Source organism: Embleya sp. L77 (assembly GCF_055557415.1).
Genome location: NZ_CM145709.1, coordinates 3247338 through 3265643, shown reverse-complemented (window position 1 = coordinate 3265643; position 18306 = coordinate 3247338). Strand labels below are relative to the sequence as shown.

Here is an 18306-nt window from a genome sequence, read left to right as displayed (position 1 = left end):
CGGGCGTTTCCCGCGTCCGCCGGGCCCGTCAGGGGACCCGTGCAAGCTGTCGGTGGATCAACGACCCGCAAAAGCACCTGACGGTGTCGAGGCGGATACCAATGATGATAAGGTGCTTCCCCGGCTTTTGGGCAGGGAGTTCCCTACGCTCCGGCTACGACTGCGGCTCTCCGCCGAGGTCCCCCAGGTCGTACACACGACCCTGCGTCTCCTCCAACGCGCTCGGCAGCGCGCCCGGTTGGGCGGTGGCCAGCGGCAGGCGCGCGACCAGGCACGGGCCGCCCAGGTAGATCCCGCCATCCAGGTTGACCACCTGTCCGTCCGCGTACACGCGCGGCTCGACGATCGTCGAGGGGTCCTCGCCCGTCTGGTACGGGATGGGGGTGTGACCGTGCACGATCCGTCGGCCGCCCAACTCGCTGAGCAGGTCGGCCGCCGCGTACGGGCCCACCTCGCCCATGAAGGCGCCGCGTCGGGTCAGGTTGCGGAACAGGTCCCACCACGCGAGCGGGTCCGGCTCGCGCAGTATGTCCGCGACCGCGCCGTCCACCTCCTCGATGGTGTCGCCGTATTCGAGGTAGGCGTTGCTGTCGGAGTGGATCAGCAGGTGTCCGTCGACCACGGCCGCGACCGGCTGCGCGGCCAACCAGCCGGCCTGTTCGTCGGTGAAGCGGTCCAGGTCGGACTGCATGCCGCCGTTGCGCAGCCAGATCTCGCGGAAGGTGGTCGACCCACCGGCCACCGGCACCGGGTGGTCGCCGAAGCGGAACACACCCAGCAGCAGGATCTCGTGGTTGCCGAGCAACATCCGGGTGCTGCCGCCGGCCTCGGCCGACTCGCGGGCCAGCGCCATCGCCAGTTCGACCACGCCGATGCCGTCCGGACCGCGATCGGTGAAGTCGCCCAGGAACCACAGTCGGGCCCGGCCGCCGCACCAGTGCGCGTCGGCGTCGATCAGGTCCCGGGCCCGCAGGGCGGCCTTGAGCTCCTCCAGATGACCGTGGACGTCGCCGACCACGTACAGCGGGGCGTCCTGCTCCGCTGCGGCGCCCGTCGGGGCCGGTGTAGCCGAGACGTTGCTCACCAGAAGGGTCCTTTCTTCACGATCCGCACCACCGTACGGCGGCGATGCCGACACCCGTTGTGAACCAAGACGCACAACAGCCGGGTTCGGCTGCGGCTCACCCGGTCCGATTCGGATGATTCCTGGACCGTATCTCTCGTGCGGGCACGGCGGAACGGACCACGCTCAATTGTGCGTGCCGCCGTGCCGGTCGCGCCCGGCGGCCCCGACCGCGGCCGGCGGGCCGGACGGGCGCATGCGGGTCAGCGGCGGGTGGAGGAGTCGCGCACCGACAACCGGGTGGGCACGGTGCGCTGGGCGGGCAGCAGCGACCCCGCCCCGGCGTCCTCGATCACGCCCACCAGCAGTTCCACCGCCCACGCGCCGGCCAGTGCCGGTTGCAGGCTCAGCGAGGTCACCGACGGGTCGGCCCCTTCGCCGCAGCAGGCCAGGAGCAGGTCGTCGGGCACCCGCAGCTCGCGGGCCCGGGCCGCGGCGAGCAATTCCGCCGCACAACCCTCGTGCAGTCCGAAGACCGCGTCCGGCGCCCGGTCCAGCAGCCGGGTCGCGGCGGCCCGACCGGCGCCGGGGCTGCGCGCCTCGTACTCCTCGGTGATCGGCGACACACCCCGGTCCGCGCACCACGCGCGGTAGCCCGCGAGGCCCTTGCCCGCGCCCGGCCCGTCGGAGGCGGCGAGCAGTGCGATCCGGCCGGCGCCGGCCTCGGCGAGGTGGTCGAGCACGGAACGCACCGCGGCCACATGGTCGTTGTCCACCCAGCCGTAGACCGGGGTCGAGCCGGGATGGCCGCCGCTGACCACCGGCACGCCCCGGCGCAGCAGCTCGTGCACGAGCGGATCGTCGTCCACCGGGTCGACCACGATCGTGCCGTCGAGCGCCACGTTGCCCCACACGTCGTGCGGCGAGGAGGCGGGCAACACCACCAGCGCGTAGCCCAGGTCCAAAGCGGTGGCGGTGGCCGAGCGGACCAGCTCGGCGAACCAGGCGAACTCGGTGAGGGCGAACGGCTCGGTCGAGCGCATGGTCGTGGTCAGCCCGAGCAGCCCGGACCGGCCGGTGCGCAGCGTGCGGGCCGCGGCCGAGGGGCGGTAGCCCAGCCGGTCGGCGACCTCGCGCACGTGCAGCCGGGTCGTGTCGGGCAGCCGACCCTTGCCGTTGAGCGCGTCGGAGACGGTCGTGATCGACACCCCGGCGGCCGCTGCGACGTCCCGGATGCCCACCCGGATCCGCCGCCCCACACGCGGTACATCTGGCGCTGTCATCGTCCCGACAGTAGGCCGAATGCGCCGCCCTGGCCCGGTTCATGTCATTGCTTTACGAAGAAACGTATCCCCCCATACCTGCCCCTGAACGTTCGGCGGAGGTCGTGATCCGCCCGCCCATCCACTCCCGAGCGGACGGACCATAGAGTTGAGACGACCGGGACGTGCGCCCAGGCACCCCGACCAGTATGCGAGGAGGACGGGCGTGACCCAGCACAACGCCCCAGGCACGGACGACAGCGGCATTCCGAGGTTCCGGGCGGTCCTGGCCGAGGTGCCCGTCTACAAGGCGGGCCAACCGCCGGTGGCGGCGGAGGGCGTACCGGCGTACAAGCTCTCCTCCAACGAGAACCCGTACCCGCCGCTGCCCAGCGTGCACAAGGTGGTGGCGGACGCCGTCGGCGAGATGAACCGCTACCCGGACCCGGCGAACACGGAGTTGGCGCAGACGCTCGCCGAGCGGTTCGGGGTGCCCGCGTCGCACATCGTGGCGGGCACCGGTTCGGTGACCGTCGCGCAGCAGCTGGTGAACGCGACGGCCGGCGAGGGCGACGAGGTCGTGTTCGCGTGGCGCTCGTTCGAGGCGTACCCGCTCCTGGTGCTGCTCGCGGGCGCGACGCCGGTGCAGATTCCGCTGCTCGCCGACGAGAGCCACGACCTGGACGCGATGGCCGCCGCCGTCACCGAGCGCACCCGGCTGATCTTCGTGTGCAACCCGAACAACCCGACCGGCGCGGTGATCCACCGGGCCGAGCTGGAACGTTTCCTGGACCGGGTGCCGCGCGACGTGCTGGTCGTGCTGGACGAGGCGTACCGCGAGTTCATCCGGGACGAGCAGGTTCCGGACGGTGTGGACATCTACCGCGACCGGCCCAACGTGGTGGTGCTGCGCACCTTCTCGAAGGCGTACGGTCTGGCCGGCCTGCGGGTGGGCTTCGCGATCGCGCACGAGCCGGTCGCGGACGAGCTGCGCAAGACCGGGATGCCGTTCTCGGTGAACCGGCTGGCCCAGGTGGCGGCGATCGCCTCGATCGGCGCCGAGGGCGAACTCCTGGAGCGCGTCGACGCGTTGGTCGCCGAGCGGGAGCGGGTGCTGGAGACGCTGATCGGCCAGGGCTGGACGGTCTTCGACTCGCAGGCCAACTTCGTCTGGTTGCGGCTGGGGGAGCGCACGAACGAATTCGCCGCGATGTGCGAGGCGGCCGGGGTCACCGTACGGCCGTTCGCGGGCGAGGGCTGCCGGATCACCATCGGCGAGACCGAGGCCAACACGATCTTCCTGGAGACCGCCGCGCGGTTCATGAACGTGTAGGCGGGCTGCGTCCGGCCGCCGGTCGTCGTTTGGGTCCGTTCGGACCACTTCGAGCCCTCTCGGGTACCCCCCTCAAGGGGTGTCCGGGAGGGCTCGCTAGTGTTTGTGAACGGATGCACAAGCTCGACTTTGTGAACCCATTCACAAAGTCGAGCGGGTGAAACCGAACATCCCTCCCGGTTCCTCCGGGTTTGCTCGACGAAGTGTCGGGCGGGGTGCGCGGAAGCGCCGTGTGCATCGTGAACCAAACGCGCGCTCGCGTGCGAGACGCGTCCGGCGATCAGGAGGAATGAGGGGCCCATGGACCTCGCCGTCGAAACACTCGACGTAGCCCGGTGGCAGTTCGGCATCACGACCGTCTACCACTTCCTCTTCGTCCCGCTCACGATGGGTTTGTCCATCCTGGTCGCGTGTCTGCAGACCGCGTGGGTGCGCACCGGCAAGGAGCACTACCTCCGGGCCACCAAGTTCTGGGGCAAGCTCTTCCTGATCAACTTCGCGCTCGGCCTGGTCACCGGCATCGTGCAGGAGTTCCAGTTCGGGATGAACTGGTCCGACTACTCGCGCTTCGTCGGCGACATCTTCGGCGCCCCGCTCGCCATCGAGGCACTGGTCGCCTTCTTCCTGGAGTCGACCTTCCTGGGCCTGTGGATCTTCGGCTGGGAGCGGCTGCCCAAGCGGATCCACCTGGCCACGATCTGGGCCGCGGCGATCGGCACGATCCTGTCGGCCTACTTCATCCTGGCCGCGAACTCGTGGATGCAGCACCCGGTCGGATACCGGATCAACCCGGAGACCGGCCGCGCCGAGCTGACCGACTTCATGGCGGTGCTCACCAACAACACCGCGATCGCCGCCTTCCTGCACATCCTCCCGGCCGCGTTCCTGGTCGCCGGCGGGTTCCTGATCGGGATCAGCTGCTGGCACCTGCGCAAGCGCAACGAGGTCGCGGTGTTCCGCCCGTCGCTGCGGCTGGGCCTGTGGGTCTCGGTGCTGGCGGGCGCGGGCCTCGCGCTCACCGGTGACATGCAGGGCAAGCTGATGTACGAACAGCAGCCGATGAAGATGGCCTCGGCCGAGGCGCTGTGGGAGACCTCGAAGCCGGCGCCGTTCTCGATCTTCTCCTATGGCGACGTCAACAAGGGCCACAACAAGGTCGCCATCGAGGTCCCCGGCGCGCTGTCCTTCCTGGCCAAGAACGACCTCGACGCCGAGCTGCCCGGGATCAACGACCTCCAGGAACAGTCGGTGGTCAAGTTCGGTCCCGGCGACTACCGGCCCAACATCTTCGTCACCTACTGGTCGTTCCGGCTGATGATCGGCGTCGGCATGGTCACCGCGGGCATCGGCCTGGTCGGCCTGTGGTTGACCCGGCGCAAGCGCGAGCTGCCGACCAACCCGTGGGTGTACCGGATCGGCCTGTGGACCATCGCGTTCCCGTTCGCGGCCAACTCGTTCGGCTGGATCTTCACCGAGATGGGCCGCCAGCCGTGGCTGGTGTTCGGCGTGCTCAAGACCGAGGCCGGGGTGTCGCCGAGTGTGTCCACCGGTGAGGTGCTGACCTCGCTGATCGTGTTCACGCTGCTGTACGGCGCGCTCGCGGTGGTCGAACTGGGCCTGATCCGGCGCTACGTCAAGGCCGGTCCCGAGCCGATCAAGGCGCCCGTGAGCAAGGACCCCGACGATCCGTCGGACGAGGGCGAGGACGCCGACCGTCCGCTCGCCTTCGCGTACTGAGGGGAGAGTGTCATGGGACTCAACGAATTCTGGTTCCTGCTGATCGCCGTCCTGTGGATCGGCTACTTCTTCCTCGAAGGCTTCGACTTCGGTGTCGGCATCCTGACCAGGGTGCTGGCCCGGAACGAGACCGAGCGCCGGGTGCTGATCAACACCATCGGCCCGGTGTGGGACGGCAACGAGGTCTGGCTGATCACCGCGGGCGGGGCCACCTTCGCCGCCTTTCCCGAGTGGTACGCCACCTTGTTCAGCGGCTTCTACCTGCCGCTGCTGCTGATCCTGGTGGCGCTGATCCTGCGCGGGGTCGCGTTCGAGTACCGGGCCAAGCGCGACGAGGACCGCTGGAAGCGCGGCTGGGAGCAGGCGATCTTCTGGGGCTCGCTGGTACCCGCCTTCATGTGGGGCGTCGCGTTCGCGAACATCACGCGCGGGGTGAAGATCGACGCGGACAAGGAGTACGTCGGCAACCTGCTCGACCTGCTCAACCCGTACGCGCTGCTCGGCGGCGTGGTCACCACGGTGCTCTTCACCTTCCACGGTGCGGTGTTCGTCGCGCTCAAGACCAACGGCGACATCCGGGTCCGGGCCAACGCGCTGGCCGGGAAGCTCGGCCTGGCCACCGCCGTGCTCGCGGCGGCGTTCCTGATCTGGACCCAGGCGCAACACGGCAACGGCCGCACCCTGGTCGCGCTGATCGTTGCGGTGGTGGCCCTGGTGGCCGCGCTGGCGATGAACCGGATCGGCCGCGAGGGCTGGGCGTTCGCCCTGTCCGGCGTGACAGTGATCGCCGCGGTGGCGATGCTGTTCCTGTCGCTGTTCCCGAACGTGATGCCCTCCAGCCTGGACTCGGCGTGGAACCTGACCATCCACAACGCGTCCTCGACGCCGTACACGCTCAAGATCATGACCTGGGTCGCCGGCTTCATGACCCCGATCGTGTTGTGCTACCAGGCCTGGACGTACTGGGTGTTCCGCAAGCGGATCAGCACCAAGAGCATCCCGGCCAAGCCGGCCTTCGGTGCCGCCGCGGCCGACCTGGTCGGCAAGTAGCGGACCCGGTGCCGACCCGGCGACGTTCACCCCGTCGCGGCGCCCGGCACCGGTCGCCGCGGAGGACCGCACCGACGACGCACCGACGAAAGAGCGGCTCGTGAAGCCTGTAGACCCGCGCCTGCTGACCCACGCCCGTGCCACCCGGGGCTTTCTGGCCCTGACCGTGGTGCTGGGCACGGCGGGCGCGGGTCTCGTGCTCGTCCAGGCGGGCCTGCTCGCCCGGGTGATCGTGGCGGCCTTCGAGGAGGGGGCCGCGGTCGGCGATCTGTGGCCGGAGCTCGGCCTGCTCGCCGCCGTGATCGCGGCCCGCTCGGCGATCTCCTGGCTCACCGAGGTGATCGCGCACCGCACCTCGGCGGCGGTGAAGTCGCAACTGCGGTCGCGACTGCTCGCACACGTGGTCCGGCTCGGCCCGGCCTGGTTGAACCACGAGCGCTCCGGCGAGCTGACCACGCTGGCCACCCGCGGCGTGGACGCGCTCGACGGCTACTTCGCCCGCTACCTGCCGCAGTTGATCCTGTCCGTCACCGTGCCGGTCGCGGTGCTCGCGCGCGTGGTGTTCGGCGACTGGATCTCGGCGGTGACGATCGTGGTCACGCTGCCGCTGATCCCGCTGTTCATGGCGCTGATCGGGATGGCCACACAGAAGTACATGGACCGGCAGTGGACGGTGCTCAACCGGCTGGCCGGGCACTTCCTGGACGTGGTCGCCGGACTGCCCACCCTCAAGGTGTTCGGCCGGGCCAAGGCACAGGCGACGTCGATCCGCACGATCACCGACGACTACCGCCGGGCCACACTCAAGACCTTGCGGATCGCGTTCCTGTCCTCGTTCGCGCTCGAACTGCTCGCCACCATCTCGGTCGCGCTGGTCGCGGTCGGCGTCGGCCTGCGCCTGGTCGACGGCGAGCTGAGCCTGGAGACCGCGCTCGTGGTGCTGATCCTGGCACCCGAGGCATATCTGCCGCTGCGTCAGGTCGGTGCCGAGTATCACGCCAGCGTCGAGGGGGTGAGCGCCGCGGACCGGGTCTTCGCCGTCCTGGAGACCACCCCGGACGCACCCGCCGGCACCGCGCCGGTGCCCGACCCGCGCTCGGCCGAGCTGGTGCTGACCGGCCTGACCGTGCGGCACGAGGGTCGGGCCGCCGCGGCGCCCGCCGAGCTGGACCTGACCGTACGACCGGGCGAGACGATCGCGCTGACCGGGCCCAGCGGGTGCGGCAAGTCCACCGTGCTCGCGGTATTGCTCGGCTTCACCCGGCCGACGGAGGGTCGGGTCACCGTGGGCGGCGTGGACCTGGCCGAGCTGGACCCCGACGCGTGGCGGGCCCGGATCGCGTGGGTCCCGCAGCGGCCCTACCTGTTCGCGGGCACCATCGGCGCCAACGTGCGCCTGGCCCGTCCGGACGCCGGCGACGCCGAGGTGCACGACGCGCTGGTCGCGGCCGGTGCGGCGGACTTCGTGGCGGCCGCGGGGGGCATGGATGCGCCGCTCGGTGAGGACGGCGCCGGCCTGTCCGCCGGACAGCGGCAACGCCTCGCGCTGGCCCGGGCGTTCCTGGCCGACCGGCCGATCCTGCTGCTGGACGAGCCGACCTCGAACCTGGACGGCGACGCCGAGGCGACCATTGTCGAGGCGGTCCGCCGGCTGGCGGTCGGCCGTACGGTCGTGCTGGTCGCACACCGGCCCGCGCTGCTGCCGTTGGCCGACCGGGTGGTGGCCGTGGGCGCGGGGTCGTCGGCGTCGGACCCGGCGGGCGCACACCCGGCGAGCGCGGTCCAGGCACCCGCACCGGAGGTCGAGGCCGCGCGGGCGGCGGACGACGTCCCGGCCGTGGAGCGGCCCTTCGAACAGCCCGTGGAGCAACCCTTCGAGCGTGCCCTCGCGGACCCGCCGGTCCTCGCCGGGGCCGGGCCCGGCCGCCGACTGCTCGCGCTGGCCCGGCCGTTGCGCGCCCGGCTCGCGCTCGCGGTGTTGTGCGGGGCGCTCGCGCTGGGCAGCTCGGTCGGCCTGATGGCCACCTCGGCGTGGCTGATCTCGCGTGCGTCCGAGCATCCGCCGGTACTGACCCTGATGGTCGCGGTCACCGGCGTGCGGGCCTTCGGCGTCTCCCGCGCGGTGTTCCGCTATGCAGAGCGGCTGATCGGGCACGACGCGGCGTTTCGGATCCTGGCCCGGTTGCGGGTGCGGGTGTACGAACGCCTGGAGCGGCTGGCGCCGGCCGGACTGCCCGCCTTCCGACGCGGTGACCTGCTCTCCCGGCTGGTCGCCGACGTGGACGCGGTACAGGACTTCTTCCTGCGCGCGCTGCTGCCCGCGTGTGTGGCGGCCGTGGTCGGCGCGGGCGCGGTGCTCACCGTCGCCCTGGTGCTGCCCGAGGCCGGCGCGGTCTTGCTGCTCGGTCTGCTCGCCGCCGGCGTGCTGGTGCCGTGGCTGGCCGGCCGGGTCGCCCGGCGGGCCGAACGCCGGGTCGCCGCGGTCCGCGGCGAACTCGCCGGTGCCGTGGTCGACCTGTTGCGCGGCACGCCCGAACTGATCGCGGCGGGCCGCGCGCCCGCCCGGCTGGCCGAGGTGGACGCGGTGGACGCGCGGTTGCGCGCGACCGAGGCGGGGCAGGCCCGGGGCGCGGGTGTCGGGGCCGGGCTGGCCGCACTGGTGTCCGGCGCGACGGTATGGGCGTCCGCCCTGGTGGGCGTCGCGGCGGTGCACGCCGACCGGTTGAGCGGTGTGCTGCTCGCGCTGGTGGTGCTCACCCCGCTCGCCGCATTCGAGGCCACCGTCGTGCTGCCCGCCGCCGGCCGGCACCTGGAGAGCTCGCGCCGGGCCGCGGCCCGGGTGTTCGAGGTGATCGACGCGCCCGAGCCGGTCCACGAGCCGGCCCCGCCGCGCGCCCTGCCCGCCGCACCGCGACCGTTGCTGGTGCGCGACCTGCACGCGCGCTGGACCCCGGACGGTCCGCCCGCCCTCGCCGGCGTCGACCTCGAACTCACCCCGGGCAAGCGGCTCGCGGTGGTCGGGGCGAGCGGGTCGGGCAAGACCACGCTGGCCAACGTGCTGCTGCGCTTCCTGGACCCGGCGGCGGGCGCGGTGACCCTGGCCGGCGTACCGATCACCGACCTCGCCGGGGACGACGTGCGGCGCGTGATCGGGCTGTGTGCGCAGGACGCGCACGTCTTCGACAGCTCGCTGCGGGAGAACCTGCGACTGGCCCGCCCGGGCTGCGACGAGGACGCGATGCGCGCGGCGCTGGCCCGGGCCCGGCTGCTGGACTGGGTGGACACGCTGCCCCAGGGGCTGGACACGATGGTCGGCGAACACGGCGCACGGCTGTCCGGCGGCCAGCGGCAACGGCTCGCGCTGGCCCGCGCGCTGCTCGCCGACTTCGAGATCCTGCTGCTCGACGAGCCCGCCGAACACCTCGATCTGCCCACGGCCGACGCGCTGACGGCCGACCTGCTGGACGCGACCCGGGGGCGGACCACGCTGCTGGTCACCCATCGGCTCACCGGATTGCATGCGGTGGACGAGATCGTCGTGCTGGCCGAGGGGCGGGTGCTGCAACGCGGGACGTGGGGGCGGTTGAGTACCGAGGCCGGGGCGTTTCGGGCGCTGCTCGACCGGGAGTCCGCAGTGGGGGCGGTCGCGGCGGGGGCGTGAGGCGGGCGCGCGGATCCGTACCGGTTTGCCCGGACGCGGGTCCGGGCGCTTCGGGTGCTTCGGGTGCGTGCCGTTCGGATGGGCGTACGGGGGCTCCGGGCACGCGCGGTCGGATGCGCGTGCATCCGCGTGTGCGGACCGGTACCCGTGATTCGTGGGCGGGGATCCGCATGCGTGTCCGGGATGTTTTGCCGCTTTCATCAGTATTTGCCCACGTAGGCTGCATCCATGGTGAACGCGACCGGCAGCAGTGCCGACGGCGCCGACGAGCCCGACGGGACGGATCGGTCCGACCGCACGCCCGAAGCGGCCGTGGCGGCCCGGGCCTCGCTCGGTCTGGAGGACCTGATGGCCGAGGTGGTCGAGCGGCTCGGCTCGGCGGCGGCGGCCGGGGATCGTCTCCAGGGCCTTCTCGAAGCGGTGATCGCGGTCGGCGCCGACCTGGACCTGCACACCACGCTGCGCCGGATCGTCGAGGCCGCCGCCGACCTGGTGGACGCGCGCTACGCCGCGCTCGGGGTGATCGGCACCGAGCACAACCTGTCCGACTTCATCACCGTCGGCATCGCCGAGGAGGACCGCGAGCGGATCGGCGAACTCCCGCACGGGCGGGGGATCCTGGGTCTGCTGATCGACCACCCCGAGCCGCTGCGGCTGGACGATCTGAGCCGGCACCCCGCGTCCTACGGCTTCCCGCCGAACCACCCCGCGATGCACTCGTTCCTGGGCGTGCCGATCCGGGTGCGCGACGAGGTGTTCGGCAATCTGTACCTGACCGAGAAGCGCGGCAGGCCGGACTTCAGCGTCGAGGACAAGCAGGTGGTCCGGGCGCTCGCGGCGGCGGCCGGGGTGGCCATCGAGAACGCGCGCCTGTTCGAGAGCGCGGCCCGCCGGGAGAAATGGATCATGGGCTCGGCGGACGTCACCACGGCGCTGCTGACCACGCAGGACCCGGACGAGGCACTCGCCGTGGTGGCCGAGCACGCCCGCAGCCTGGCCGAGGCGGACTTCGCCGCGATGTACCTGCCCCAGCCGGACGGCTCCTACCTGGTCGAGGTCACCTCCGGCGAGGACCTCGCGGGGCTGGGCGGCACGGTGGTCGCGCAGGGCAGCCCGATCGCGGAGGCGATCAACACCGGTCGCAGCATCTTCATCGCGGACATGAGCACCGATCCGAACGTGATGCTGGACCAGTCCCGCTGCTTCGGGCCGGGCCTGTTCGTGCCGCTGATCGCCAGCGACCGGATCCTGGGCGCGCTCGAGTTGGACAAGCGCATCGGCGCGGTCCCGTTCAACCGGACCGAGCGCTCGATGGCCCAGGCGTTCGGCGGTCAGGCGGCGATCGCATTGATGCTGGCGAGCGCACAGCGCGACCGGGAACGGCTGGCCGTGTTCGAGGACCGCGACCGGATCGCCCGGGACCTGCACGACCTGGTCATCCAGCGGCTGTTCGCGACCGGGATGATGCTCCAGGGCGCGGCCCGGTTGGCGCGGGTGCCGGCCGTGACCGTCCGGATCAACCAGGCCGTGGACGAACTCGACGCGACGATCCGCGAAGTGCGCAGCACCATCTTCGCGTTGCAGAATCCGCCGCGCGAGGGGCCGGTCGGGGTCCGCGGCCGGGTGCTGCGCGAGGCGAGCGCGTCGGCCGCCACGCTCGGCTTCGAGCCGACGGTCACCTTCGCGGGTCCGGTCGACGCGACCGTGCCGGACGAGATCGCCGAGCAACTCCTCGCCGCACTGCGCGAGGTCCTCTCCAACGCCGCGCGCCATGCGCACGCGTCCCGGGTCGAGGTGAACCTGGCGGTGGCCGGCGGCATGGTCGACCTGACGGTCACCGACGACGGCGTGGGCATCCCGCCCGGCGGTCGACGCAGCGGCCTGGCCAACCTGGCCGGTCGCGCCACGGAGTTGGGCGGCCGGGCGGAGTTCGGACCCGGTCCGCAGGGCCGCGGGACGACGGTGACCTGGTCGGTACCGCTCTGACCGGAGGTTCGTGCATCGATGCTTGACATGCTAATGGTACGCACTTACGTTAGAAGGCATAACAAACGCAATCACATGGAGTCGTGATGAATGCCATCGCCACCGAGACCGCCACCGACTCGGTCACCGAGATCGTGCTGCCGGGCATCGTCGAGCCCTCCGGCCTGGAAGTCCGGGTGCGCCCGGCGCCGGAGCCGGCGATCGGGGAGGTCCTGCTCGCGGTCGAGGCGTCGGGGGTTTCCTTCGCCGAGCAGCAGATGCGTCGCGGCAAGTACTACGACCAGCCGGCCTTCCCGTTCGTGCCCGGCTACGACCTGGTCGGCACGGTCCTGCGGGTCGGGCCCGGTGGCGATGCCGCGCTGGTCGGCCGCCGGTTCGCCGCGCTGACCAAGGTGGGCGGGTGGGCGAGCCTGACGGTGCTCCCGGCCGCCGACCTGGTCGAGGTGCCCGAGGGCATCGACCCGGCCGAGGCCGAGACGGTGGTCGTCAACGGGATCACCGCGTGGCAAATGTTGCACCGCCGGGCCGGAATCCGCCGGGGACAGACCATCCTGGTGCACGGCGCCAACGGCGGCGTGGGATCGACCCTGGTCCAGTTGGCCACGCAGGCCGGCGTCCGGGTCATCGGCACCGCCTCGCCGCGCCACCACGACGCGGTCCGTGCGCTGGGCGCGATCCCGCTGGACTACCGGGCCGCCGACCTGCCCGCGCAGGTCCGCGCGCACGCCCCGCACGGTGTCGACGCCGTCTTCGACCACGTCGGCGGCAAGGGGATCGTCGACTCGTTCGGGCTGCTCGCCCGCGGCGGCACCCTCGTCTCGTACGGGACGGCCGCCACCAAGAACGAGCCCGGCTCGTCCCGGCTGCCCGTGCTCAAGCTGATCGCCCGTCTCCTGTGGTGGCACCTGCTGCCCAACGGCCGGCGCACGCACTTCTACAACATCTGGGCCGGCAAGCGCCGCCCGGCGACCTTCCGGGCCCGCCTGCGCGCCGACCTGACCGAGGTCTTCGCCCTGCTCGGCGCCGGCACCATCACCGCCCAGGTCGCGGCCCGCATCCCGCTGAGCCGAGCCGCCGACGCACTCGCACTGGCCGAATCCGGCACGGTCACCGGCAAGGTGGTGCTGGTCCCGGACGCGGGCTGACGCACCACCATCCGACGCCGCGACCGCTCAAAGGACCCCGCCATGCACCTGAACCGCTCCCTCACCAACCCGTCGCACTGGGCAAGTACCGCCCTGATGACCGCCCTTGCCCTGGGCTCACCGGCACGCCCCACGCCCCGACCGCCCCGGCCGGCGACCCCCACACACCTGCCCCGAGCCGCCGGCACGACATCGACACGACCCCGACGGCACCCGTGACCACTCGGGATGGCACCCAGGGGCGTTGTCTCCCTGCCCGTGTCAGAGCCGTACGGAGAGCAAGCCTGGCTGCCGAGGTCGGTGGGCGACTTTCGACCAGGCTCAGTGCCCCTACCGCCGCTTCTCCGCCTTCTGCCGGGCCACATACGCAGCCGCCTGGGTGCGGCGTTCCATGCCCAGCTTCGCGAGCAGGCTGGAGACGTAGTTCTTGACCGTCTTCTCCGCCAGGTGCATCTCGGTGCCGATCTGGCGGTTCGTCATGCCCTCGCCGATCAGGTCGAGGATGCGGCGCTCCTGGTCGCTCAGGGCCGTCAGGCGCTCGTCGCCGTGGGTGCCGCCGCGCAGGCGTTCCAGGACGCGGGCGGTGGCGGCCGGGTCGAGCAGGGATTTGCCGGCGGCCACGTCGCGGACCGCGCCGACCAGGTCGGAGCCGCGGATGTCCTTCAGTACGTAGCCGGAGGCGCCCGCCATGATCGCGTCGAACAGCGCCTCGTCGTCGGAGAAGGACGTGAGCATCAGGCAGCGCACGTCGGGCAGTCGGGCCCGGATCTCGCGACACACCTCGACCCCGCTGCCGTCCGGCAGCCGCACGTCGAGCACCGCGACCTGCGGTCGGGTCGCCGCGATGCGCACCAGCGCCTCGGCGGCGGTGCCCGCCTCGCCGACCACGTCGATGTCGTCCTCGATCGACAACAACTCGTGGACGCCGCGACGGACCACCTCGTGGTCATCGAGGAGAAATACCCGGATACTTCCCTGATCGCTCACTTGTCCAGGTTCGCATGTACACCGTCCGGGTGCCCGGTTGGTGCCTCCGGAAGGGGCGGGGCGGGTCCGACACGCGGCCGTTTGTCGAGGAACGACAAACAGTGCCGCCACGTTCGGGCCGGTCGCCACTACGTGCCGGCGCGACTGGTGGGTAACGTTGCGGTGTGCGGTTTCCGAACCGCATGCCTGTGCGCAGGTGCCTCCCGGATTCACCCGGGAATTCCTAGGAAATCCTAGGAAGTACAGCCACCAATCGCCGTGTCTGCACTTCAAGGTAGCCGCGCACACCCCGCGCGGAACCGGGCCCGGCGATCCGGACCCGGTCCACGGCGACCCCGCGGACCGGACAGACGGAGGAGAGAACGTGGCAGTGGACAGTACGGACGGAACATTGTTTCCGCCCGATTCCGGAGCCGGTCCAGAACTGATCCAGTTGCTCACCCCCGAGGGCGAGCGGGTCGAGCATCCCGATTACTCGATCGACCTGTCCGATGACGAATACCTGAGTCTGTACCGCGACCTGGTTCTGGTGCGTCGCTTCGATGCCGAGGCCACCGCGCTGCAACGGCAGGGCGAACTGGGCCTGTGGGCCTCGCTGCTCGGCCAGGAAGCCGCGCAGATCGGGTCCGGACGGGCACTGAGTCCGGACGACTATGTGTTTCCCACCTATCGTGAACACGGCGTCGCCTGGTGTCGCGGCGTGGACCCGTTGAATCTGCTCGGGATGTTCCGCGGCGTCAACCACGGCGGTTGGGATCCGCGCGAGAACAATTTCCAGCTCTACACGATCGTCATCGGCGCCCAGACCCTGCACGGCGTCGGATACGCGATGGGCGTGCAACGCGACGGCGGCGACGGCGCGGTCGTCACGTATTTCGGTGACGGCGCCTCCAGCCAGGGCGATGTCAACGAGGCATTCACCTTCGCGGCGGTGTTCAACGCGCCCGTGGTGTTCTTCTGCCAGAACAATCAATGGGCCATCTCCGAACCCACCGAACGGCAGACGAAGGTGCCGCTGTATCGGCGCGCCGCCGGATTCGGCTTTCCCGGGGTTCGGGTGGACGGAAACGACGTGCTCGCGTGTCTCGCGGTGACCAGGGCGGCTTTGGCCCGGGCCCGGCGCGGCGAGGGCCCGATGCTGATCGAGGCGTTCACCTACCGAATGGGCGCGCACACCACTTCCGACGACCCGACCCGCTATCGGTTGAACGCGGAATTGGAGGAGTGGCGGCTCAAGGACCCGATCGAGCGGCTCAAGGCATACCTGCACAAGCAGGGCATCGGTACCCCCGAGTTCTTCGCGGCCCTGGAGGTCGAGAGCGAGGAATTGGGCAAGCGCGTACGCAACGGTGTGCGCACGATGCCGGACCCCGATCCGGTGTCGATGTTCGCGCACGTGTACGCCGATTCGCACACTCTCGTGGACCGGGAACGGGCCGAGTTCGAGGCTTACCACGCGTCCTTCGTCGACGCCGGGGAGGACGGGCACTGATGGCTGCCGCACAGGCGACGGGCACGACCCGTCCGATGTCGATGGTGCAGGCGCTCAACACGGGGCTGCGCAAGTCCCTGGAGAGCGACCCCAAGGTCTTGATCATGGGCGAGGACATCGGCAAGCTCGGCGGTGTCTTCCGGGTCACCGACGGTTTGCAGAAGGACTTCGGCGAGGACCGGGTGGTGGACACCCCGCTGGCCGAGTCCGGCATCGTCGGCACCGCGATCGGCCTGGCCCTCGCGGGCTACCGACCGGTCGTGGAGATCCAGTTCGACGGCTTCGTCTTCCCCGCCTTCGACCAGATCGTCACCCAACTGGCCAAGATGCACGCCCGTTCGCTCGGCTACGTCCGACTGCCGATCGTCATCCGCATTCCGTTCGGCGGCGGGATCGGCGCGGTCGAGCACCACAGCGAGTCGCCCGAGGCGTACTTCGCGCACACCGCCGGCCTGCGGGTGGTGTCGTGCTCGAACCCGGTGGACGCCTACTGGATGATCCAGCAGGCGATCGCCTCCGACGACCCGGTGATCTTCCTGGAGCCCAAGCGGCGCTACTGGACCAAGGCCGAGGTGGACACCGCCGCGACGCCGGGCCCGCTGTACGGCTCCCGCGTGGTGCGTCCGGGCGACGCCTGCACGCTGGTCGCCTACGGGCCGATGGTGGCGACCTGCCTGGAGGCCGCCGCGGCGGCGGCCGAGGAGGGGCGCGAGCTGGAGGTGATCGACCTGCGCTCGTTGTCCCCGCTGGACCTGGACGCGGTCGAGGAGTCGGTCGAGCGCACGGGTCACCTCGTCGTCGTGCACGAGGCCCCGTCGTTCCTGGGCATCGGCGCGGAGGTCTCGGCGACGATCACCGAGCGCTGCTTCTACCACCTGGAGGCGCCGGTGCTCCGGGTCGGCGGCTATCACACGCCGTATCCGCCGTCCCGGGTCGAGGAGGACTACCTCCCCGATCTGGACCGTGTGCTCGATGCCGTCGACCGTTCCCTGGCCTGGTGAGGAATCCCGTGTCCGACGTGAAGAAGTTCCTGATGCCCGACGTCGGCGAGGGGCTCGAAGAGGCCGACATCGTCGTATGGCACGTCAAGGTCGGCGACGAGGTGAGCGATGGCCAGGTCATGGTCGAGGTGGAGACGGCCAAGGCCCTGGTCGAGCTGCCGTGTCCGTTCGACGGGGTGGTGACCGAACTCCTGGCCGGCGAGGGCGACACGGTCGCGGTCGGCACTCCGATCATCGCGGTGGCGCCGAGTGGCACGCAGGTGCCCGCCGCCGCGGCCGAACCGGCCGACACCCGGGAAGAGGCCCTCGCCGCGGACCTCGTGCCCGAACCCGAGGCGCCCGAACCCGTCCCGGCCGCCGAGCCGGAGAAGAAGGACACCCGGACGGCGGTGCTGGTCGGGTACGGCGTGCGCACCACGTCCGGCCGGCGGCGGGCCCGCAAGACGGACACCGCCGCGCCCGCCCCGGTGGTCCGCGCGGCCAACGGCTCGGCGCACCCGGGTCCGTCGACGTCGGGCTCGCCCGCGGCCGGCTCGATCGCGCTCGCCAAGCCGCCGGTCCGCAAGCTGGCCCGGGACCTGGGCGTGGACCTCGCGTCGGTGCTCCCCTCGGGCCCCGGCGGAACGGTCACCCGCGAGGACGTACACGCGGCCGCCCGCCCCGCGCCGGCCGCCGCCCCGCCCGCCTTCGCGGCGACCGGACCCGGCGAGAGCATCGCGGGCGAGCGGCGCATCCCGGTCAAGGGGGTGCGCAAGGCGACCGCGCAGGCCATGGTGGCGAGCGCGTTCTCCGCGCCGCACGTCACCGAGTGGGTGACGGTGGACGTGACCCGCACGGTCAAACTCGTGCGCAAGCTGCGCGAGTTGCCCGATTTCGCGGACATCAAGGTGAGTCCGCTGCTCCTGGTCGCCCGGGCGCTGCTCGTGGCGATCGCCCGGCACCCGGAGATCAACGCGTCCTGGGACGAGCCGAACCAGGAGATCGTCGTCCACGATCGCATCAACCTGGGCATCGCCGCGGCGACGCCGCGCGGGTTGATCGTGCCGAACATCAAGGACGCGGGCGGCAAGAGCCTGACCGCGTTGGCCGGCGCACTCACCGAGCTGGTGGCCACCGCTCGGGACGGGCGCACCTCGCCCGCCGACATGGCCGGCGGCACGGTGACCATCACCAACGTGGGCGTGTTCGGGGTGGACGGCGGCACACCGATCCTCAACCCGGGCGAGGCCGCGATCCTGGCGGTGGGCGCGATCCGTGAGCAGCCGTGGGTGCACAGGGGCAAGGTCAAGCCCCGGCAGGTGACCACCCTCTCGCTGTCCTTCGACCACCGGATGGTGGACGGCGAGTTGGGCTCGCGGGTGCTGGCCGACGTGGCCCAGATGCTGGAGCGGCCGAAGTTGTTGTTCGTCCGCGGCTGACGCGTCCGGCGCGGGTCGCCCGCGCACGGCGGGTCGCCCACGGGCGTACGGCCGGGTCCCTTTTCGGGGCCCGGCCGTACGTATGTCCGAGGGCGTCCCCTAATGTGTATGTACTGTGAAACCATCTGCGGACACAGCCCCCTCCCGGCCCGGCGGCGGCATCGCGTGGAT

The 18306-nt window shown here is 71.4% G+C and carries 12 protein-coding genes; 9 read left to right on the top strand and 3 right to left on the bottom strand.

What is annotated here, in order from left to right:
• Positions 1–154: 154 nt before the first annotated feature.
• Together ACZOOI_RS13885 and ACZOOI_RS13880 are read right to left on the bottom strand one after the other, a co-directional pair.
• Positions 155–1084 (bottom strand): metallophosphoesterase family protein, encoded by a 930-nt coding sequence (locus ACZOOI_RS13885; RefSeq protein WP_465280947.1) that lies wholly within the window; start codon positions 1082–1084, stop codon positions 155–157.
• Between the two features lie 242 nt (positions 1085–1326).
• Positions 1327–2346 (bottom strand): LacI family DNA-binding transcriptional regulator, encoded by a 1020-nt coding sequence (locus ACZOOI_RS13880; RefSeq protein WP_465280946.1) that lies wholly within the window; start codon positions 2344–2346, stop codon positions 1327–1329.
• 244 nt (positions 2347–2590) lie between these two features.
• Here ACZOOI_RS13880 and hisC point away from each other — a divergent pair, with 244 nt between their 5' ends.
• The 6 genes from hisC (at position 2591) to ACZOOI_RS13850 (ending at position 13237) form a co-directional block, all read left to right on the top strand.
• Positions 2591–3658: a histidinol-phosphate transaminase gene (gene hisC, locus ACZOOI_RS13875; protein WP_465281184.1), complete on the top strand. Its 1068-nt coding sequence runs from the start codon at positions 2591–2593 to the stop codon at positions 3656–3658.
• Between the two features lie 300 nt (positions 3659–3958).
• Positions 3959–5395: a cytochrome ubiquinol oxidase subunit I gene (locus ACZOOI_RS13870; RefSeq protein ID WP_465280945.1), complete on the top strand. Its 1437-nt coding sequence runs from the start codon at positions 3959–3961 to the stop codon at positions 5393–5395.
• Positions 5396–5407: 12 nt separating this feature from the next.
• Positions 5408–6445 carry a cytochrome d ubiquinol oxidase subunit II gene (gene cydB, locus ACZOOI_RS13865; RefSeq protein WP_465280944.1) on the top strand — a complete coding sequence of 346 codons (1038 nt, stop codon included), beginning with the start codon at positions 5408–5410 and terminating at the stop codon, positions 6443–6445.
• A 100-nt stretch (positions 6446–6545) separates the two neighbouring features.
• Positions 6546–10106, top strand: a complete 3561-nt coding sequence (cydD, locus tag ACZOOI_RS13860; protein ID WP_465280943.1) for a thiol reductant ABC exporter subunit CydD — start codon at positions 6546–6548, stop codon at positions 10104–10106.
• Between the two features lie 228 nt (positions 10107–10334).
• On the top strand, positions 10335–12092 hold the full coding sequence (locus tag ACZOOI_RS13855) for a sensor histidine kinase (RefSeq protein WP_465280942.1): 1758 nt from the start codon (positions 10335–10337) through the stop codon (positions 12090–12092).
• An 86-nt stretch (positions 12093–12178) separates the two neighbouring features.
• Positions 12179–13237 (top strand): medium chain dehydrogenase/reductase family protein, encoded by a 1059-nt coding sequence (locus ACZOOI_RS13850; RefSeq protein WP_465280941.1) that lies wholly within the window; start codon positions 12179–12181, stop codon positions 13235–13237.
• Positions 13238–13567: 330 nt separating this feature from the next.
• Here the strand turns inward: ACZOOI_RS13850 and ACZOOI_RS13845 are convergent, their stop codons facing one another.
• Positions 13568–14224: a response regulator gene (locus ACZOOI_RS13845; RefSeq protein WP_465280940.1), complete on the bottom strand. Its 657-nt coding sequence runs from the start codon at positions 14222–14224 to the stop codon at positions 13568–13570.
• Positions 14225–14588: 364 nt separating this feature from the next.
• On the opposite strand from ACZOOI_RS13845, the gene pdhA reads away from it, so the two are divergent.
• From pdhA to ACZOOI_RS13830, 3 genes are read left to right on the top strand one after another with little or no spacing between them, the layout of a single operon-like run.
• Entirely contained in the window at positions 14589–15716 is a 1128-nt protein-coding gene (pdhA, locus tag ACZOOI_RS13840; protein WP_465280939.1) for a pyruvate dehydrogenase (acetyl-transferring) E1 component subunit alpha, read from the top strand.
• 35 nt (positions 15717–15751) lie between these two features.
• Positions 15752–16717 carry an alpha-ketoacid dehydrogenase subunit beta gene (locus ACZOOI_RS13835; protein ID WP_465281183.1) on the top strand — a complete coding sequence of 322 codons (966 nt, stop codon included), beginning with the start codon at positions 15752–15754 and terminating at the stop codon, positions 16715–16717.
• 32 nt (positions 16718–16749) lie between these two features.
• The gene (locus tag ACZOOI_RS13830) at positions 16750–18135 is read left to right on the top strand and encodes a dihydrolipoamide acetyltransferase family protein (RefSeq protein ID WP_465281182.1); all 1386 of its coding nucleotides are present in this window, start codon (positions 16750–16752) and stop codon (positions 18133–18135) included.
• Positions 18136–18306 lie beyond the last annotated feature (171 nt).